Raw genomic sequence first — 20,138 nt, 5'->3', positions numbered from 1 at the left:
GCTGTTATGTTACCTTATTGCTCAATGTAACGGTGCTATTGGTAATGTGGCTTGTTGCACGGAAATATTTAACGCCAGCTCAGTTTGGTCAGCAAGTTGAAGAACTACTTTATTGGATTAATCTGGTCGTTCCCATTGTTTGTATGTTGTTATTAGTAATGGCTAGTTGGTTTTGGTTTTGGTTTTGGTTTAAGAATAAAAGTTTTGAAATTGAATTAACTCACGCAAAATTGAAAGTCATCGATCCTTTATTTTCAGACTTTAGCTGGGAACTGCCACTTAACACTATCACTGAAATTCGCCATGACTATGACATGCATACAAAACATAATCGTATAAAGGTGCACACTAAAACAGCTGGCACATATCAGTTAACGCAAAATTATCACTTTAGTCGTACTAAACTTTATGCCGCTATCAAAAAAGTCGCGCCTCAGGTCAAATTGCCAAAACACGCGAATAGATTTTCTTAAGCATTAGCTTTGGTATGGATAAAATAGACCCGCAACAAATGTAATTGGTCATAACTGACCTGTTCGTTTAGAGCATCATAAACGGGTTTTAAACGTTCTGCGGTGTGTTGTTCAAATGCATTTAACGCTTGGTCAATTTTGTCCCGCTCGAGTTGGGTTTGCTCTAATAAAAAATCCGGACGGGTAAAACGTTGGCCTTGTTGTACATATCGATAAAGATGATTGTTAATGGTATTTGGCTTAACCTTGAATGTTTCTGCCAAAGCCATCACAGATTGTCCATTTTCAAATGCTTGCGCTATTTCGATACTTTTTGCGCTCGTAGTAGGTTTAGTGGTTTTGCTGGCGTTAACCTGACTCATGGATTGGTTATTACTGATTTCTTGTAGATCATGTTGCTGGCAATAATCGGTGATTAAGTTTAAGAAATGCGTACCATATTTTTCTAGTTTAGCTTGCCCGACTCCATGAATGCGTAACAAGCTTTCTTCAGAATGGGGAAAATAATAAGCCATTTCGTTAAGTGTTCGATCAGAAAAAATCGCGTAGGGTGGCAGGTTTGCTTCATCGGCTAAACGTTTGCGGTCAGCTTTTAATATAGCGACAAGTTGTTGATCTCCAGGATTAGCAAGAGTTTTAGATGTATGACTAGTAGTAGCCACAGGTTGTTGTAACAAAGCAAAAAATGGCACTTTACCTTTTAATACGTCACCGGCTTTTTGGGTGAGTTTTAAACCTCCAAATTGCTCTTCTTGGTTCAGCAGTCCTTTTTGAATTAATTGCCGGGCTAACGTCATCCACTGTTTTTTGTTGTACTCATTACCAATATTGTAAGTTGAAAGCAGGTTATGTTGGTTTTGCAGCACTTTTTCGGCACTAGAGCCACGTAACACATCAATTATATGACTCGATCCAAAACGCTGACCGGTGCGATGTACACAAGATAAAAACTTTTGGGCTGGCACGGTTAAATCAGACTTTTCTTTGCTTTCTCCGGTGCAGTTATCACAGTTAGCGCAATTTTCTCTGGCTGATTGTTCGCCAAAATATGCGAGTAATGGCGTGCGTCTACAATCTTCGGCCTCAGCCAAAGCTAACATTTGATTAAGGTGCACATTAGCTAAACGTTTTTCTTGCTCGTTGCTCATCTGATCAATAAAGAAACGAATTTTACCTGTGTCACCATAACCAAATAACAGTAAACAATCGGCGTCTAAACCGTCACGACCAGCCCGGCCAATTTGTTGGTAATAACCTTCAATATTTTTTGGTAGGTCATAATGTAATACATAACGTACATCGGGTTTGTTAATTCCCATGCCAAACGCAATAGTTGCCACGATTATATTTACATCATCACGTATAAAACGTTCTTGGTATTCACTGCGTTTAATACTGCTTAGGCCCGCATGATAAGGCAACGCTGAAAAACCATCTTGCTGCAGCCTACTTGTGAGTTCATCAACGCCTTTACGTGACTGGCAATAAATGATCCCCGACTGTTCTGGGTGTTGCTCAACAAACTTTTTACACTGCAGATAAGGATTATCTTTGGGAACAACACCAATAAACAAATTGGGGCGATCAAAACTGGAAATAAACTCACTACTGTCGACGATATTAAGTTGACGCTTAATATCGTCTCGCACTCTGGGCGTAGCAGTTGCCGTTAAGGCAATACATACAGCTCTAGGGAAACACTCAATAAGGCGATTAAGCTGTCGATATTCGGGTCGAAAATCGTGCCCCCATTCAGAAATACAGTGTGCTTCATCAATAGCAATACAAGCCACATCACAATTTGTGAGCAAGTCTAGAATATTACTTTGTAAGGCAGTTTCTGGTGCCAGAAACAACAATTTGATTTGCTGCTGTTTAAGAGCATCTAGGTTGTTTTGATAATCGCTATCGGAAAGAGAACTATTTAGTACACAAGCGGGAATAGCAAGTTCGTTTAATTGTCTGACTTGATCTTGCATCAACGAAATCAGTGGTGAGATTACAATAGTTAAACCATCAAAAACACCTCCGGGGATCTGATAACACAAAGATTTACCACCACCAGTTGGCATAATTGCCAGCGTATTACGTCGATGTAAAACGTTATCAATAATTGCTTCTTGGGATTCGCGAAACTGATCAAATCCAAAAACGTTTTTTAAAATAATGCTTGCTTGATTAATCACTAGGGCTCTTCCTTGCTGCTCTCGTAGAACGATGGTTCTCTAAGGCGACTTGAAGGATTGAATTGACAACAAAGTCGCCACTATTGGTATCAATAGTGGCTTTTAAGTTTATTCAAAAAGATTGTTTTAAAAGACCCTTATAAAGGTTTGCCTTCCTCATCAATTTCAACAATCTTCTTAAACATAGGTTTCAAGCTTTCCATGATTGTGGCTTTGTCACCCACAACAACAGTAATCATATCATCTAATTTAAGATGTTTTTTAGCCAAACCATTAAGTTCTTCAATGCCCACATTCGCCAGAATCTTATTTTGTTTATCCACAAAACCTTTATCCAAATTATAGGTGATGATTTCAGATAAAAAATTCAGTTTTTGCCGAGGGGTTTCATAGCTACGGGCATCACGTTGCCCAATGGCATTTTTTACAAATTCCAATTCATCGACAGTTAACCCTTGAGCTTGAAAGGCTGATATTTCTTTTCTAAATTGCACAATAGAATCAGCAGTGGTGTCGGCACGCACCCCGGCTTGAGCTCGATAGAAACCGTGAATGTCATCTCCATAAAAGAAAGATCTGGCGCCGTAGGTATACCCTTTATCTTCCCTAAGATTGAGGTTAATTCTACTGTTAAACGCACCGCCAAGGTTGTAATTCATTAAATCTGCGCGGTAATATTCACCAACCGAGTCATACTTAAGCGCACGTTTTCCAATACGAATTTCTGATTGTGCCGCTTCAGGCTTGTCGATAAAGTATAGGGTTCCGGTTTGCAGTTCTGGAAAAGGCTTGATTGCCGGCATTGGGCTACTTTTGCCTTGCCAAACATCCAAAGTTTTAAGTGCCTGACTAATTTCTTTTTCACCCAAATTGCTTACTACAATAACGTCTGCATTCGCAGGGCCGAAATTAGCTTCGTAGAACTCAGTTACGTCCTTTAAAGACAGTTTTTCGACAGTAGAAATTGTGCCGTTGTTAGCATAAGCAAAACTATTGTTGGCACCAAAAACCAACTTATTAAATACCTCTGTTGCGGTTGTTGATGCATCTTTTTTCGCTCGTTTCAAACCTTCAATTTGTTGCTTTTGAAGCCGTAAAAAATCAGCAGGGTCGAATTTAGGCTGGGTTAATTGCTCGATAGCTACGGCAAGTGTTGGCTCCAGGTTTTTAGTGAGTGTTCGTATATTAACTGTTGTAAACTTATTATTAGCTGAAAAGCTCACGGTTGAGCCCAACTTCTGTAATTGGTTGGATAGGTCTTCAGCAGTGGATTGTTTGGTTGCCTCTTCCATCATTGCCGCGGTTAGCGAAGCGAGTCCAAGTTTGTCTATTGACTCCCTTGTTTGCCCGGCTGGAACCCGAATTCTTATGGTAGTGGTTGGCACTTCGTCATTAACTGCGCCTAACACTTTGATGCCGGTCTGAGTGCTTAACTGGTAAATATCCGGCACACTGACACTAGGGTTTTTCCCCGAAGTAGGGATCGCCGAACGGTCAAAATCAGAAGTACCAGGGCGCAACACGAGTGACTCGTCTTCTGCACTTTCTGGAATGATTCTGTCATAACGTTGCCATGTATCCGGCTTGATTATTTGTTGTGATTGACCATTAGGCACTATGCTCATGATCACACCATGATTACCCTTAATATATTTTTTATAGACGCGCATTACATCATCTTGGCTGACGTTTTCATAACGAGCCACGTCTTCACCAATAGCATCAGGATTGTCTCTAAACGTTTGGTAACTTGCCAATTGAGCCACTTTGCCAGAGACACTTTCCAAACCATAAATGAGACCGGAGACGATGTCGGCTTTTACACGCTGAATGTCATCCAACTTAGCACCACCACGACTTTCAAACTCATCCAATGAAGCTCGAGTAATCGTTTCTAGTTCCGCTAAAGTCGTTCCTGGAGTAGGCAATGCAAAAATACTGAATTGGCAACTGAGTTCTGCACAGCCATGACTTGCATTGGCTTGCACCGCCTTGCCATTTTTAACCATATTTTTGTACAACAACGAGGTTTTCCCCGTTCCTAATATATACATCAGTACGTCAAGTGGCGCTTCGTCTGAATGATTGAGATGAACAGTAGGATAAGACATATACATCAAAGGCAATGACACATTGTCTTGCATAGAAATATAACGATCTTTGTTCAAAGTAACGGGGTGATATATTGGATTAGCCACTTCAGGGCCGCGGGGTATACCGCCAAAATATTTTTTTACCCAGGCTAAAGTTTGCGCTTCATCCAAGTCGCCGCCAATGGTCAAAGTGGCGTTGTTAGGCCCATACCAGCGTAGAAAGAATTTTTTTAAGTCGTTAAGGTTGGCGCGATTTAGGTCTTCAATATATCCAATAGTGGACCAAGAGTAAGGATGCCCTTCAGGGAATAGTGCTTCGTTGACTCTTTCTCGTAACAGTCCATAGGGTCGATTATCGTAATTTTGACCACGTTCGTTTTTAACCGTTTCACGTTGGTTTTCAAATTTTTCTTTAGTCACCGCATCAAGAAAAAACCCCATACGATCTGCCTCTAACCACAGCATACGTTCCAATTGGTTAGAAGGAACGGTTTCATAATAATTGGTGCGATCTTGATTGGTGGAGCCGTTTAGGGTGCCACCAGATTCTGTGATCAATCCAAAATGTTGTTCATCTGCAACATTTTCAGAGCCTTGAAACATCATGTGTTCGAAAAAATGTGCAAAACCGGATCTGCCCGGCTCCTCACGCCCAGAGCCGACATGATAAGTCACATCAACATGCACTAGTGGGTCTGAATTGTCAGAATGTAAAATAACGGTTAGCCCGTTGTCGAGCTGATACTTAGAAAACGGGATACTAATTGCAGCGTCTTTTTTCTCAACACTGGTAATTTTTTTAAAGCCCTGAGGTATTCCCTTGGATTGCGGTTGCTCAGTATCAAGGTGACTGACTTGTGTCTGAGAATTGTTTACATCACAAGCAGACAGGCAAAATAAAGCCGAAATACTTGCGATGAGTAGAGTTTGTTTTTTCATAAAAATGCTTTACCCGTTTTTTACTCATTAAATGCGATGATGACATAACTTGAAGGGCTGAGATAATACACACTCCAGATTCAAAAATCTCGAATCACTATTTGAGTCTGTGTTTCCATCGATAGCGGAAGCGGCTCTGAACCATTGTTTGGGTGCTTTAAGTAGGGTGACAATTTTTCTATATGAGTTGAAATTAATAACTACTACATTTCATGTGCTGTTTTAGTTTAAACTTGTCGCAGTATTAAGAGTAGTAGTGGTGTTTTGCTGTATGTTTTCGACAATTATTTCCTCCTTATTTGGTGCAATTTCTATATTAGGATATTTCTTTAATACCCTATTTTGGTTGATACCCATTTTAATTTGTTCATTTTTTAAATTAATCCCTATTAAAATATGGCAGACGTTTATGTCGTATTTGTTAGATGGGTGCGCAACCTTTTGGATTTCAGTCAATAGCGCCAATCAAAATTTATTTAGCCGTACTCAATTTGAAGCAACAGGACTAGAAGGGTTAAGCCCTAAGGATTGGTATTTAGTAATATCTAACCATCAATCATGGGTTGATATTTTGGTACTACAGCGGGTTTTTAATCACAAGATTCCTTTCCTGAAATTTTTTCTCAAAAAAGAACTGATTTGGGTACCCTTTCTTGGTTTGGCTTGGTGGGCTTTAGATTTTCCTTTTATGCATAGATACAGCAAAGCCTTGTTAGCCAAAAAACCTCATCTAAAAGGTAAAGACTTAGAAAACACTAGAAAAGCTTGCGAAAAGTTTGTTTTTAAACCCGTCAGTATTATGAATTTTGTAGAGGGCACCCGTTTAACTGAACATAAACGAACTCGCCAAGGCGCTGCGTTTCAGCACTTACTTAAACCTAAGGCGGGAGGCATGGCTTTTGTTTTAGGCGCTATGGGAGAACAATTACATAAACTTCTAGATGTGACTATTCACTATCCTGAAGGCACACCAACGTTCTGGGACTTTGTGTGCGGAAAAGTTAAAAAAGTGCAGGTACAAGTTAAAGTATTGTCTATTCAAGACTTAATCAGTAACGATACCTTTGGAGCAGATTATTTTGATGACCACAAACAAAGGGTCAAATTTCAGCGTTGGCTTACCGAGTTATGGGAGCGAAAAGACCGAGATTTGCAGGCACTTTCTGAACAAAAATCTCAAAATGTTTAGTGTGTTACCAAGTTTTATCGTCTATCCCCTGCATTTAACATTGCAAATGTTAAGCCTAGCGTTTTGGGCGATAAACATTATTTTGCTCGGTTTCATTAAGTTTTTACTGCCTTTCTCATTTGTGTCTAAACCGATCAATATTGTTCTCAACTTCATGATGTGCGCGTTTGGTTTTTGCAGCGTGACACTAATAAAATTGATGAACAAGGTGGAATTTGACTATGTTGTTGACGGACAACTTAGTCAACAAGAATGGTACCTCATCATTTCAAATCACCTAAGCTGGCTAGATATTATTTTGTTGACAGATTTTGCTGCTGGAAAAATACCTGCGCCAAAGTTTTTTCTTAAAAAAGAGTTAATTTGGCTTCCTTTTGTTGGACTTGGGGCTTGGGCCCTAGATATGCCTTTTATGCAAAGGTATAACAAGGCTTTCTTGCAAAAGAATCCACATTTGCGTGGAAAAGACATAGCGACCACCAAAAAATCTTGTGAAAAATTTCGGCAGCTACCTACAACAGTAATCAACTTTGTTGAAGGCAATCGTTTCACTCCCGAAAAACAAAAGCTAAAACAAGGCCCATTCACAAACTTGTTACCACCCAAGGCTGGGGGAATTGCATTTACGCTTGCCACCATGGGAGAATTATTCACAAGCGTACTAGACGTTACGGTAATCTATCCCGATACAAAAGGCAGCCCAATGCATGCAATGTTAAGCGGCCGTCTTAGAAAAGTTATTGTGAGAGTCCATGTGCATCCAGTAACTGATGAAATTGTGGGTGATTATTTTAACGATGAATGCTTTAAACAAGGTTTTCAAAACTGGCTAAACTCGGTTTGGCACAACAAAGATAAACTAATATCTAAATTAAAAGAGACAAACTAAGTGCTTAACAATCAATTTCTTACTGACAGTCTAATTTCCGCTTTAGCGCAACTAGGGGTAAAAACAACGCCTGAAGATTGGATTTTTCAAAGTGTTGCGTTGACTGGAATATTAATTTTCGCTGGATTAAGTAGTTGGATAACTAAACGTATACTTAACAGCAGTCTCAGAAAGTTAGTCAGTAAGAGTAAAAACGGATTCGACGACGAGCTTCATGAACATGGCTTTTTTAGGCGAATCGGGCATATCATTCCTGCCTTAGTTATTTATCTACTTAGCCAACTATTAATTGAGAACCCGTCTTTACTGGCCTTCTTACAGAAATCCTCGATTATCTACTTGCTTGTTTCTACCGTCATGGCTGTCAGTGCATTACTCAATACGGTTGAAGATACTTACAACGCATCAAGTTTAGCCAAAAAAGCGCCAATAACTGGTTTTATTCAAGTGGGTAAATTGTTTGTAGTGATCATCGCTGGTTTATTAATAATTTCAAACTTAATGGATAAGTCCCCATTGCTACTGTTGTCGGGACTAGGTGCATTAACTGCGATCCTGCTGTTACTTTTCAGAGATACAATACTGGGCTTTGTAGCAGGCATTCAAATAGCAGCAAATCGCATGGTGAATACCGGCGACTGGATTGAAATGCCGAATTTTGGTGCTGATGGCGAAGTGTTGCAAGTGGGTCTGACTACGGTAAAAGTACAAAATTGGGATAAAACAGTTTCAACCATTCCCACTTACACTTTGATAACGGATTCCGTAAAAAACTGGCGCGGCATGACAGAAAGTGGCGGCCGCCGTATCAAACGTTCGTTAAATATTGATATTCAAAGTATCCGTTTTTGCGATCAGGATATGTTAGATGAATTTGGAAAAATTCGTTATATAAAAAGTTATATTCAAGCCAAACTTGAAAAATTACAACGCTTTCATAGTGAACAACACATAGACACCACAGATTTAGTCAATAGCCGCAGGCTTACCAATATCGGGACGCTGCGCGCCTATATGCAATCCTATTTAGAAAATCACCCCGACATCAACAAAGACATGACACTTATGGTTCGTCAAAGACCTCCAACTGAATTAGGGGTCCCTCTAGAAATCTACTGTTTTTGTAGTAATAAAAACTGGGTGGCTTACGAAGGAATTCAAAGCGATATTTTTGATCACTTATTGGCCATTTTGCCAGCTTTCAGACTAAGAGCCTATCAACGTGTGAGTGATAGACCCTAATTTTCTAAATCTAACCCTAGGCTGTGGCTAGGGCATAAACGAACACCGCGAATAAAGCCAAAGCAGCCACACCAAAAAAGCTATATTCAACTTTAGACTGCATGACGTTATGACCTTCTGGTGTAGGTAAAAAGCTCATAATGAGACTGCTAATACCTAGAACAAAGGTAATTAAAGTAAAGCCAAATAAAATGGGTTCATGCCAATTGCTCATTAGTTAATTCCTATGTATATAAAACTGCGTATATTATGCACCAAAACATGCGGATCCCAAAAGACATAAAAATAAAATCTCCTCGTTTTAAGTTCCAAGGCTAGTGGCACAAAATCTCATTTATTAGTGATATTCACTAACTTCGCCTCATTTTTTGTCAGACTGCATATCGAAAAAAACGTAAACAGTTGTTTTATATAAGTTTTATTTTATGGCCTAAGCTTTGCTCTATTTACTGAGTCAATCTGACCCATTTAGGAGAATATTATGCGTACCACGATTTTTGCAGCAGCGTTAACGTGCTGTTCAGTTCCAGCATTAGCGAATCAGTGTAACGTTGAGTTTAGCGGCAACATGCAACTAGAAAACAATGTGTTGGCCGTCACTTTGGACAACAAAACCCAGCTTACTATTGCTGAAGATAAGACTTTGTATGTTGATGGTGTTGCACTAACTTTGGATACGCAACAACAACGTTGGGTAGATAGTTATTATGACGGTATCAATCAAGCGGCACCACAAGCTGCGGCAATCGCTACAGAAGCAGTCGCTTTGGCGAGTACCGCTTTAAACGAAGTATTTACCGAACTATTGGGCTCTGATAACACCTCACTGGCAGATTTGTCCGATAAGTTGCGGGATCTAGATCAACAAATCCAATACAACTTTTATTCAGAAAATGGTGACATTCGATTGCATTCTGATTCATTTGAAAATGGTGAGTTTTTTGGGCACCAATGGGAAGCTCAGTTTGAAAATGCAATCGAAAGCCTTGTCACGGAATCAATTGGACACATAATGGTGGCCATAGGTACCCAGCTTATATTTAACGGTGGCGATATGGATAGGTTCGAACAAAAAATGGAACGTTTTGGCGAACAAATGGAACAAAAAATAGAATACCAAGCCGAAGCACTAGAAGAACAAGCCGAACAACTATGCACTACCCTTGCTAGAGTTGACAACGCAGAAAACCAATTACAAATGCACATCAAACAACTTTCTGGTCTTGACGTCATTCAAGTTAGCCATGATTATCAGGCAATGTGATAACTTAGGGTTACCATACTGTTAGACGAAAAATATTCATGCAAATTGCAATTGTAGGATGTGGTTGGTTAGGACAACCCTTAGGTTTAAGTTTACAAAAAAGTGGCCACAATATTGTGGCCACTAATCGTTCTGAAACTGGCTGCGCAAAACTAAATACATTGGGGTTTAAAGGGTTACAGTTCAATCTCGGTGACAAACTTTCAACTAACAACCTTGAAGCAATTTTTAACTCTGATTTATTAATTTTAAATATTCCTGTCGGGCGAAAAAGCAATGCAAATGGGACCTTCCTTGCCAATATAAACGACTTATTAAAACGCCTTGTCACAAGCACAGTTAAAAGAGTGGTTTTTGTTAGTACAACTTCAGTATATGGCGCCCAAAAAGGTGAGCTATCTGAACATTCCGCGACCTCTCCCAATACTCAATCTGGCCAAATAAACCTACAAATTGAACAGTTAGTACAAGAATATTTTTCCTCAAATGCCACCACAATGAGACTTTCTGGGCTAGTGGGAGAGGATAGGCATCCAGTCATCTATTTGGCAGGAAAAACCGCATTAGCAGCACCTAATACCCGCGTTAATTTAGTGCACCAAGTAGACGTCATTCAAAGCATTGAAAGTATCATTAGAAATGAAATTTGGGGGCAAACCTTGTTGTTAAGTGCCGCCGAACACCCTACCAGACAAAACTATTATACTTGGGCTGCTAAGCGCCTCAAATTAGCAATACCACAATTTATTGACGAATTAGAAGCATCTGACGGCAAGATAATCAATGCAGCGGCGAGCATACGCCTACTGGATATAACACTTCAATACCCTAGCCCTTATGATATGTTGTGAATCACAAGATCTGCGCCAATTTTATAGCTCGTTTACAAAGACTACATGACATGTAATTAGCAGGCTAAACGTTACTAGCGAGCCCTCTGGCAGCATTGACTACACGCCCATTCGATTAGGGGTATCTTCAGGGGATATCCTAGTAGAGAGTTCATGGTGGTTGGAGTTATGAAATTTCTGTGCTTTCTAGATAGTGTTTACAGCAATATCTATTTAATTTGTGCGTTTAAGTTTTCACATAACCTGAGCGAAAATCCTGCGTTAGGGATAACTCGATTTTACCCCTGTACGATTTAGAGCATTTTGATTGCCTTGCCTAACAACAATGTTTTTACATCAGTTTTTCTATTAGCAATCCACTGCTCGGTGTTGAATTTCGACCGGATTATCGTTAAATTGTCTGCATGAAATACATTTCAACGCCCACATCATTCTTTTTCTGGTGGCGCTCTATTTAGAGCGGCACGGAATTCTTACATTCTTAAGCTGCTGGTAGGTAGCTAAGACTGTCATTTCTTTTGTATCTCCAGTAGCGATCTATTTTAACTAGGAGATATCCCCATGAACACAAAACAAAATGTTGATAAACCAGAAATTATTCTAACCGGAGATAGAGCTACAGGCCCATTACATCTCGGTCATTATGTTGGCTCTTTAAAGCAACGTGTAGCTTTGCAGGCAATTCATGAGCAAACAATTCTTGTGGCTGATATGCAAGGTCTTACTGACAATGCTCACAATCCGAAAAAAGTGTCATCCAACATTCTTAACGTTGTTGCTGATTATCTAGCTGTTGGTATCGACCCGTCGAAAACAACTATTTGCCTTCAATCTCAACTCCCCGCCCTTGCTGAGTTGACTATGTATTACAGCAACCTCGTCACCATCAGTCGGTTAGAGCGAAATCCGACAGTTAAAAGTGAAATCCAAAACAAAGGATTTGAGCGCTCTATCCCAGCTGGTTTTCTAACCTACCCTATATCGCAAGCCGCAGATATAACAGGGTTCAATGCGTCATTAGTGCCTGTTGGAGATGACCAGTTACCCATGCTTGAACAAACTAACGAAATAGTGAGAAAGGTTAACTCACTAGCAGGACGTATTGTTTTGAGTGAGTGTCGGCCTTTACTCAGTAATGCATCGCGGCTTCCTAGTACAGATGGAAAAAATAAGATGTCTAAGTCGATGGGCAACGCCATTAACCTTGGTGCTACTGAAAAAGAGATCTCCGCCGCTGTGAAATCAATGTATACCGACCCTAACCACTTAAGGGTTGACGATCCCGGTAAGGTAGAAGGAAATGTTGTGTTTACCTATCTTGATGCCTTTCATCCTGATGAAGAGTATATCAGCCAATTAAAAGAGCACTATCGACGTGGGGGTCTTGGTGACGGTACTACGAAAAAACTACTGGAACAGTGTTTGCAGGACATGCTCCGGCCTATAAGAGAGAGAAGAATCGAGTTTTTAAATGATAAGGCTCAACTAGTGGATACTTTAGCCAAGGGAAGTCAAATCTCTAGAGAAAAAACAGCAGAAGTACTTTTTAATGTTAAAGATATTTTTGGATTGAATATTTTCTAAAATTAGCGTTTTAGTTGCACTGTGCTCCAAAGCCTTAATTGACACTCAACCATATCTTATCTAAAGTGATAACGCAGTGTAATTTAATTACCGCAATTGTATTTTCACCATTACACCAGCAGCAAAAATCACCCGTGAAATGGCGTTTTACTCAATGTAAGGGATTTAGTCACCTTTAAAAATTAACAAGGGGTTAAGAGATGTTTAAATTTAATTTGTCTTTAATATTGATACTGAGTTTAACTGGTTGCAGTCTATTTCCTTTCGAAACAGCTATTAAGGAAAATCACTTTAGATTCGAAAATTTTAAGAGAGATGTAGGTGACGATTTAGAGTTTGTTTATTTGATGTGTTCCCATAAAAAGCCGATTGGTTGGGAGCAGCCCAAACAATATGAGAGTGGCGAGCATAACCTCTGGGTGATGGTTGAAACTTACCAGCGCGATATTCCTATTAGCTATAAGGTTGCAGTAGTAAATTTCGATGTGAATTTACAAGCTGATAAAAGTTATATGCTAAATAGAAAAATAGTTAAACGTAAAGCATTTCTGTGAATCCAAGAAGTCGATACCGGTGAAATCGTTTCAGAAATTTTATCAGAAGATCTTAAATATCCACTATCATATGATTTCCTTGAGAAAAGAAAGCAATGCAAAACCGGTACAGTTTAGTGATTAAAACTCACCCTATGAGTTAGGCTAGAGGCAATTTAGGTTAATCAAAGTTACTTTCGTTAATACCAGTAAAGTCGCTCATTGGTAACCACTTAAACTTAACCCATACCAACCGTTAGACTCTGCTTCCAAGTTAGAACAAAAAAGCCAAACCCGTTAAGGTTTGGCTTTAATTGTTCTAACTGCAACTCATTCGGGTATTAACCAATAAGTGCCGCACCAAAATATTTTAAGGCTATGGTATTGATAAGCACCAGCAACAAAATAACCGGAATAAAAGTCCCTACCGAGAAATCGACATAACGTTCAAACCAACTATGTTCATAGTCGGGTGACCCTTGATCTAGTTCTTTATTGAAATTTGCTTTCTTCCAACGGTAAATAACGAAAATACAAATCAACAAACCATTCAATGGCAAGATGGTGTCGTAAAACACGTCAATTATCACATCAAAGAACGATTTGGATTGGCCTGCGTAACTGATAAACCCAGTGAAAAAATCCAATATCCCGAATGATGTTGCAGCCATTAGTGAAAAAATAACCAGCAATGCCCCCATCCAACCAAGGGCTTTGCGGCGGCTGAATTTTTTCTCTTCCATTAATGCCGCCACTGGTACCTCAAATATTGAAACGATGGAGGTAATCGCAGCAAAAAATACTAATAAAAAGAAAAAACTAGCAACAGCGCTAGCCCCTACATAACCAATAGTGGCTTGTAATGCTAAAAATATTTTAGGTAAAAATGTAAATATCATGCCCACCGACGAGTCACTTAAATCGTTCGTGTTGATATCGGGGTTAAAAGAAAACACCGCTGGCAGAATCAATAAACCTGCGATAAACGCAACAGCGGTATCTAACAAGGCCACCATTTTTGCTGAACCCGGCACATCGGTCTTACTATCTAAATACGAGCCATAAGTGATCATGATCCCCATACCCAAAGATAATGAAAAGAATGCCTGAGATAAGGCACCGTTGACCACGGCAGCGTTAATTTTGCTGAAGTCAGGGATCACGTAATATTTCACACCTTCAAATGCATTGTCCAAGGTCAAAACAAAAATGACTAGGGCGACTAACATAATAAACAAGGTAGGCATCATAAACTTCGCAGCTTTTTCTATACCTTGTTTTACACCGCCTTGAAGAATGAGATAAATAATCGCTAATACTGCAACCATATAATAAAACAGATCAAAACCATTAATAAAGGAGCCAAAAGTATTGGGGTCCGCTAGCATCTCAAGGTTACCCGTTAAAGAATGAAACAAATAACCGAAGATCCAAACCGTAATGACTAAATAAAAAACCGCAATCATGAAAGGCGTAATAATCGACAACCAACCAGCCAATTTCCAGCCTTTATGACCGTTTGTCATGGTTGAATAGGCACCCAATGGATCTTTACGACTATTTCTACCCACAGACATTTCAGCCAACATCACGGGCAAGCAAATAAAAGCCACAAAAACGGCGTAAATTAACAAAAATGCGCCGCCACCATTTTTAGTCGCTGCGACGGGGAAACCTACCATGTTACCGATGCCTACAGCCGAACCCGCTGCAGCTAGAATAAAACCTAAACGTGAACCAAACTGTTCGCGAGGTGCGCTCATAACCTATCCTTTTTATTTTTATAATTTTGTTAGATATTAACAGCAGATTTTCAGAAAGTCTTTTATGTTACCAACGCATTAAACATAAAAAGTAGTAAAAAATCTTTACAGCTAGTTTTCAGGACTTACCAAGGGATATAACGGCCCTGCCAATCAATATAGTGCGGGCCGTCCTCTGGACTTAGGCTAGGAATAATTTTAAGTAACTGTGTGGCAGTGAAATCTGCGGTGAATAGCTTACCTGCTGGCACGTTTGATTGAAAAGGTTGTGATAAATCTGTGGCAACTGTGCCTGGATGGTAACTCACAAGGCAGAGATTTTTTGCCCGTCTTTGACATTCGATTTGTGCACATTTTATCAACATATTCAGAGCGGCTTTACTGGCGCGATATCCATACCAGCCACCCAATTCGTTATCTTCAATACTTGCGACCCGTGCACTAAAAAATACCAACGTAGCCGGTTGCGGCCCTTTGAGTAGTGCTTCCACATGTTTTAACCACAGTGCAGGTAAAATGCTATTCACGGTGAAATAATAATTAAGTTGTTGCGATTGAATATCTTCTAGGCGTTTTTCAGGTTTGATATTATTAGGGCCGTGAGTTTGTAATGCGCCGATGCAACATATCACCAGCGTAAACTGTATCCCAGAATTTTTGAGTTGTTGGCAATATTCAGAAACTAATGTTTCGTTTTCAGAGTCAAGACTATAGTAGTTTACACCTTTAATTGGTTCTGAAGGAGCATTGCGAGAAACCGCAAAAACATTTCCATAAACCGTCGATTCGCTAAGGTGCCTAACCAATGTTTTGCCTATGCCGCCTGAAGCTCCTATAACCAAAGCATTGCCCTTAAACATCAGGTGTTCCTCGTTTAATTTCGCAAGTTCGACAAGTTTTTTTGCCCGTTAAGAGATAAGATATGCGGTAGCGATTTTTGGCGAATATATTGTAGGCTCTGTCTGCAAACCAACTTATCACCGGCCAGCGCAGTGGTGCGTACACCCACCCTTTTCCTACTAAGCGCCAAGCTAAGTAAGTCACATCTAATCCACTGATCAATTTTCCATTTGGTAAATAACCGTGTATACGAGCGTTTAGCGCATGCCAGTCAAGTTGCGGATATTCCTCTGCAAAACAAGGCGCTTGAATGTCGACAAAAGTGATAGTGTGTTGTTTATCCAACTGCTTAAGTTTGTTCATTTCCAACAAACATAATGGGCAATAACCATCATAAAAAAGAGTAAGGGACGAGTGTGGCTGCATTTAATGAATTTGCACCTTTGCTTAAGTTTGCTTAAGTTTAGTTAGTTCGATTTGCTTACAGGTACGAAGAAAAATGGCGAGTGGTTTACTTTGACTCAACCTTTTCGCACTAACAGGCCTTGTTTTTTTATTAGGAAGTCCCTCTCGATATTATTTTTAGTAAGATTTATTGCCTTAGTTATCGATCTGTAAGCTTTTTCGGGCAAGTTCAATTGGCTTTCTAATTCACTACAGGCAGCGTGATACGGTTGATAGTGCTGCAATGCCTCACCTAGACGTAAAACATCTGCATAGGCTTGCTGCAATTGCCCAGCATTCGCTTTAGCAATACTAAGATTTAGTGCAACAACAGGCGAAGGGTGCAGTTGCAATAAACTCCTATATAATAATTGAATTTGCTGCCAGTCAGTGGTTTCCCAACTCGTTGCTTTTGCATGTAACGCACTGATTGCAGCCTGAATTTGGTAAGAGCCGCGCTGCTTAAATTGCAAAGCTTGCTGAATAAATTGATTAGCCTGTTCAATCTGCTCGTGATCCCATAAAGCTCTATTTTGCTGCTCTAAAGGAATATAGGGATCTAATTGTGTGCTACGAGACAAGCGCCGCGAGTTATGAAATAACACTAACGCAGCTAAACCCAATACCTCTGGGTTGGATATCAATTTGACCATTAACAGGCTCAACCTTACGGCTTCGTCTGCCAAGTCGAGTCTTGTTAGGGACTGACCTTGATACGCTGTGTAGGATTCGTTATAGATCAAATAAATGACTTTTAATACCGATGGCAATCTATTGGAAAGTTGCTCTGAACTAGGAACTTCATAGCTTATCCCAGCATCTCTTATCTTCTTTTTAGCACGGGTAATACGCTGACCAATAGCAGCTTCGGAAGTAAGGTAAGCTCGAGCAATTTCGCGCACTTCCAAACCACATAAAGTACGCAGCGTCAGTGCCACTTGAGCCTCCTCTTTTAACGCGGGATGACAACAAGTAAAAATTAATCTCAACCTCTCATCGGGCACTTCATATTCTGTTTCTGGCTTTAAATCTGGTTGTGCATATAAAGATTCTTCAATTAACTGTAGCTTTTGGTCATTTTTTTGAAATTGCTGGTGCCGCAATTTATCGATGAGTTTGCGCTTAGCGACTAAGTGTAGCCAAGCGCCAGTATTTGTTGGAATACCTTGAATCGGCCATTTATTGCTAGCCTGTTCACAAGCGTCTTGCAGAGCATCTTCGGCTAACTGCAAATCTCGAGACCAATACACCAGCGAGGCTAACACTTGGCCAGATTCAGCGCGAAAAATTCGCGCTAGATTATCCATTGACAAAAGCCCCTGACTTTTGAATCGCGAGCACGGTTTAGGTACTTTTACTGTTCAAATACCATCACCGGTCTGACTTCTATGGTCCCATATCGTGCACTAGGGATTTTTGCCGCCCATTCGAGGGCCTCATCCAAATCTTTGCATTCCAACAAATAGTATCCACCAAGCTGTTCTTTGGTTTCTGCAAAAGGGCCATCGGTCAATTCAGGTTGACCATTTCGTACCCTAACAGAGGTGGCAGTACTAACGGCCTCTAAAGCGTGGCCACCGTGCATAATACCAGCCGAGTCAAGCTGATCTTCGAATTCTTGATATTGAGTTATCAAGGTTTCCATATCCACGTCATCTTGGTCTTCACCCGCATAAATCAAAGCTAAAAATTGCATATATTTTTCCTTATAATTGAATAAAAGTAAGAAACAAAAAATGTCTCTCACTATAACGTCGAAACAGCCAAGCGTATTCAGACACTTTCTAAAAGAAACTTACTATTTTTATGCCATAAGTCATAGACGCTAATAATATAGATGATCAATAACACAATGATTGAGTGACCTATGGAACTTAAGAAACGAAAAATGAGAGGAAACAGGCGCATTAATTAGCAATCAAAAAACGTTCAATCAATCTCAGGTGTAAATGTTAATGATTAATGGCAAACCGTTATTCAGATATTATTTTGGGAAAAATGAACAACGGCAAATGCTATCTGTTGTTATGAACAATCAAAGGCTCGAACTAATCGAACCAACTGGTTTGTATGGGCACACTAAATAACAGTGGAGCAAACATTTCGTAATGAGAGCGATTTTGTTCACACTTAACATTGTTTAAGTACATAGCCTTCCAAGGATCATTAATTAACCAGAGAGTATCATCGATCACCGCAACACCTTCTATTGAAGCGTTATCCATGATTTCATAATTTCCACACTCTTGGTTGTTTCCCTGAACCTCAGCAAAAAAAGTCATAGGGATAATGACGGTGTCTTGCTCGCCAGATAAGTCCACTACCCATAACGCTTCATCATTTCTGGCAGCCGCAAGTAAAAACTCTCTACCATCTGGTGTTTGATAATAGTCCATACCATTTATAGGGTGATTTCCCGACTCAAAAGTAGGTAGCTTTAAACTAAATTTGGTGACTATAGCAAATTCATCAGTTTGCCAAAATTCGTCATCCATAATTAACGAAAGCACTCTCGCCTGTTTCTTGGAATCTTTTTCAACCCCAAGATACAAAGTTCTATCTTGGCCAAATGCGAGCGCTTCGACACCGTCGTTCGGGAAATCTCCAATCTGCATATCAGCAGTAAACTGAATCGGACGCACGTGAGTCATCAACACTGTGTTATTTACTTGTAATTCAAGCCTAACGAGCAGTTTGGGATATTGTGTCGAGCCCGAATTTAAGTATTTTTGTTGGCATGCCTGCGACATGGGTTCTGCATAAGAGCCATCTTCGGTAATGATATAGAATACTTCATCATCATCAGGATCAACCACCAAAGACTCTAAATCTGGATTGTTAGAAATGTAAGGGGCGAAGCAGCTTGATTTTAACGTTTCAGATAACACCATTGGAAAATCAGGACCATTTAACAAAGCATTATCCGCTAATATAGCGCGTAATCTCAAACGCTGTGAGAGGTCAGCGCTTCGATCACTTAACGTCAACAAACCATCACGCCACTTAACTAGACCTGATGTCTGAGGATTAAGCATGACTTGCCCATTTTGTTCCACGATCCAATGACCATTAACTTGCAAACTTTGCTCTGCTTTATTATCCGAATGGTGCTTTACCGGACTGTTCAATTCTGGGCCCTTTCCGCAGCTACTAATTAATAAACTGCCAATCCCTATGATAAAACCCACATATGCTCTCATATACGGTCTAGTCTCACTGTTGCAAACGATTATTCAAGCAAATTAGTTTACCCTACCCCAATTCATGAAGAAATATAAAACTAACCATTTGGTCATTAAATTACGTGGGGGATTGCCGGTTGCTTATTTTGATTTGATATAAAAAGCCGCGACACAAAATATTTTTTGTATAATGTCTCAGTAGCAACGCGCATTTGAGGAGTATCTAATTCAATGAAAGTCATTTGGTTCATAGTGTTAATAGGCTGGTCCTTATCTGTCGCAGCTTCGCCGACAATACAAGTAGAACGATTTATCGCTGCGTACAACCAGCACGATATACACAAAATGCTTGAATTAACCACTCAAGAAGTGAAATGGTTGTACAATATAAATGACAAAATATTGATAGAAACAGACAGCAAAGATGCGCTACGTACTGCAATGGTTGCGCATTTTAAGCAACAACCCAATGCCCGCTCACAGATCAAAAGCTCACTGACACTTGGCAACACGGTTGCAGTTATAGAGGAGGCATTTTCCCATGACGGGGTAAGCTCTCAATGTGCCTTATCTATATATCAACTGAAACAAAGCCTAATTCAATCAGTCACCTATTATGCGGCCACAGCCTGCCAACAATGACTTTCTCAAATGCTAAAACACCGA

General features: G+C 39.9%; 18 protein-coding genes. 9 read left to right on the top strand and 9 right to left on the bottom strand.

What is annotated here, in order from left to right; all coding sequences use genetic code 11:
• Window positions 1–44 precede the first annotated feature (44 nt).
• Window positions 45–473 carry a hypothetical protein gene (locus ABJK37_RS21695; protein WP_348358187.1) on the top strand — a complete coding sequence of 143 codons (429 nt, stop codon included), beginning with the start codon at window positions 45–47 and terminating at the stop codon, window positions 471–473.
• Here ABJK37_RS21695 and recQ read toward each other — a convergent pair.
• Window positions 470–2,659, bottom strand: coding sequence for a DNA helicase RecQ (gene recQ, locus ABJK37_RS21690; protein WP_348358185.1), 2,190 nt, complete (start codon window positions 2,657–2,659; stop codon window positions 470–472). The two genes, ABJK37_RS21695 and recQ, sit on opposite strands and share 4 nt — an antisense overlap.
• A gap of 137 nt (window positions 2,660–2,796) precedes the next feature.
• Window positions 2,797–5,691: a pitrilysin family protein gene (locus ABJK37_RS21685; RefSeq protein WP_348358183.1), complete on the bottom strand. Its 2,895-nt coding sequence runs from the start codon at window positions 5,689–5,691 to the stop codon at window positions 2,797–2,799.
• Window positions 5,692–5,962: 271 nt separating this feature from the next.
• Here ABJK37_RS21685 and ABJK37_RS21680 point away from each other — a divergent pair, with 271 nt between their 5' ends.
• Genes ABJK37_RS21680 through ABJK37_RS21670 form a run of 3 tightly spaced genes read left to right on the top strand, consistent with a single transcriptional unit; the run spans window position 5,963 to window position 9,011 of the window.
• Window positions 5,963–6,880, top strand: a complete 918-nt coding sequence (locus ABJK37_RS21680) for an acyltransferase (protein ID WP_348358181.1) — start codon at window positions 5,963–5,965, stop codon at window positions 6,878–6,880.
• A complete protein-coding gene (locus ABJK37_RS21675) occupies window positions 6,873–7,769 on the top strand; it encodes an acyltransferase (protein ID WP_348358179.1) in 897 nt (298 codons plus the stop codon). Before ABJK37_RS21680 ends, ABJK37_RS21675 begins: the two co-directional genes overlap by 8 nt.
• On the top strand, window positions 7,770–9,011 hold the full coding sequence (locus ABJK37_RS21670) for a mechanosensitive ion channel family protein (protein WP_348358177.1): 1,242 nt from the start codon (window positions 7,770–7,772) through the stop codon (window positions 9,009–9,011).
• Window positions 9,012–9,027: 16 nt separating this feature from the next.
• Here the strand turns inward: ABJK37_RS21670 and ABJK37_RS21665 are convergent, their stop codons facing one another.
• On the bottom strand, window positions 9,028–9,225 hold the full coding sequence (locus ABJK37_RS21665; protein ID WP_348358175.1) for a hypothetical protein: 198 nt from the start codon (window positions 9,223–9,225) through the stop codon (window positions 9,028–9,030).
• 267 nt (window positions 9,226–9,492) lie between these two features.
• Between ABJK37_RS21665 and ABJK37_RS21660 the strand changes: the two genes are divergently transcribed.
• The 4 genes from ABJK37_RS21660 to ABJK37_RS21645 all read left to right on the top strand — a co-directional run bounded on the left by ABJK37_RS21660 (window position 9,493) and on the right by ABJK37_RS21645 (window position 13,264).
• Window positions 9,493–10,275 (top strand): YggN family protein, encoded by a 783-nt coding sequence (locus tag ABJK37_RS21660; protein ID WP_348358173.1) that lies wholly within the window; start codon window positions 9,493–9,495, stop codon window positions 10,273–10,275.
• A gap of 38 nt (window positions 10,276–10,313) precedes the next feature.
• A complete protein-coding gene (locus ABJK37_RS21655; protein WP_348358171.1) occupies window positions 10,314–11,126 on the top strand; it encodes an NAD-dependent epimerase/dehydratase family protein in 813 nt (270 codons plus the stop codon).
• Window positions 11,127–11,687: 561 nt separating this feature from the next.
• Window positions 11,688–12,710, top strand: coding sequence for a tryptophan--tRNA ligase (gene trpS, locus ABJK37_RS21650; protein WP_348358169.1), 1,023 nt, complete (start codon window positions 11,688–11,690; stop codon window positions 12,708–12,710).
• Window positions 12,711–12,910: 200 nt separating this feature from the next.
• Window positions 12,911–13,264, top strand: coding sequence for a hypothetical protein (locus ABJK37_RS21645; RefSeq protein ID WP_348358167.1), 354 nt, complete (start codon window positions 12,911–12,913; stop codon window positions 13,262–13,264).
• A gap of 320 nt (window positions 13,265–13,584) precedes the next feature.
• On the opposite strand, the gene ABJK37_RS21640 is transcribed toward ABJK37_RS21645, so the two are convergent.
• The 6 genes from ABJK37_RS21640 to ABJK37_RS21615 all read right to left on the bottom strand — a co-directional run bounded on the left by ABJK37_RS21640 (window position 13,585) and on the right by ABJK37_RS21615 (window position 19,478).
• The gene (locus ABJK37_RS21640) at window positions 13,585–15,006 is read right to left on the bottom strand and encodes a sodium-dependent transporter (RefSeq protein ID WP_348358164.1); all 1,422 of its coding nucleotides are present in this window, start codon (window positions 15,004–15,006) and stop codon (window positions 13,585–13,587) included.
• Window positions 15,007–15,131: 125 nt separating this feature from the next.
• On the bottom strand, window positions 15,132–15,866 hold the full coding sequence (locus ABJK37_RS21635) for an SDR family NAD(P)-dependent oxidoreductase (RefSeq protein ID WP_348358162.1): 735 nt from the start codon (window positions 15,864–15,866) through the stop codon (window positions 15,132–15,134).
• A complete protein-coding gene (locus ABJK37_RS21630; RefSeq protein ID WP_348358160.1) occupies window positions 15,859–16,272 on the bottom strand; it encodes a DUF393 domain-containing protein in 414 nt (137 codons plus the stop codon). Before ABJK37_RS21630 ends, ABJK37_RS21635 begins: the two co-directional genes overlap by 8 nt.
• Window positions 16,273–16,367: 95 nt before the next feature.
• Window positions 16,368–17,597, bottom strand: a complete 1,230-nt coding sequence (locus tag ABJK37_RS21625) for a sigma-70 family RNA polymerase sigma factor (RefSeq protein ID WP_348358158.1) — start codon at window positions 17,595–17,597, stop codon at window positions 16,368–16,370.
• A 47-nt stretch (window positions 17,598–17,644) separates the two neighbouring features.
• The gene (locus ABJK37_RS21620) at window positions 17,645–17,986 is read right to left on the bottom strand and encodes a YciI family protein (protein ID WP_348358156.1); all 342 of its coding nucleotides are present in this window, start codon (window positions 17,984–17,986) and stop codon (window positions 17,645–17,647) included.
• 352 nt (window positions 17,987–18,338) lie between these two features.
• Window positions 18,339–19,478 (bottom strand): hypothetical protein, encoded by a 1,140-nt coding sequence (locus tag ABJK37_RS21615; RefSeq protein ID WP_348358154.1) that lies wholly within the window; start codon window positions 19,476–19,478, stop codon window positions 18,339–18,341.
• 225 nt (window positions 19,479–19,703) lie between these two features.
• Between ABJK37_RS21615 and ABJK37_RS21610 the strand changes: the two genes are divergently transcribed.
• On the top strand, window positions 19,704–20,114 hold the full coding sequence (locus ABJK37_RS21610; protein ID WP_348358152.1) for a nuclear transport factor 2 family protein: 411 nt from the start codon (window positions 19,704–19,706) through the stop codon (window positions 20,112–20,114).
• Window positions 20,115–20,138 lie beyond the last annotated feature (24 nt).

The sequence above is a fragment of the Paraglaciecola sp. genome (assembly GCF_039964565.1).
GTDB lineage: Bacteria > Pseudomonadota > Gammaproteobacteria > Enterobacterales > Alteromonadaceae > Paraglaciecola.
This window is presented reverse-complemented; position numbering and strand designations above follow the sequence as displayed.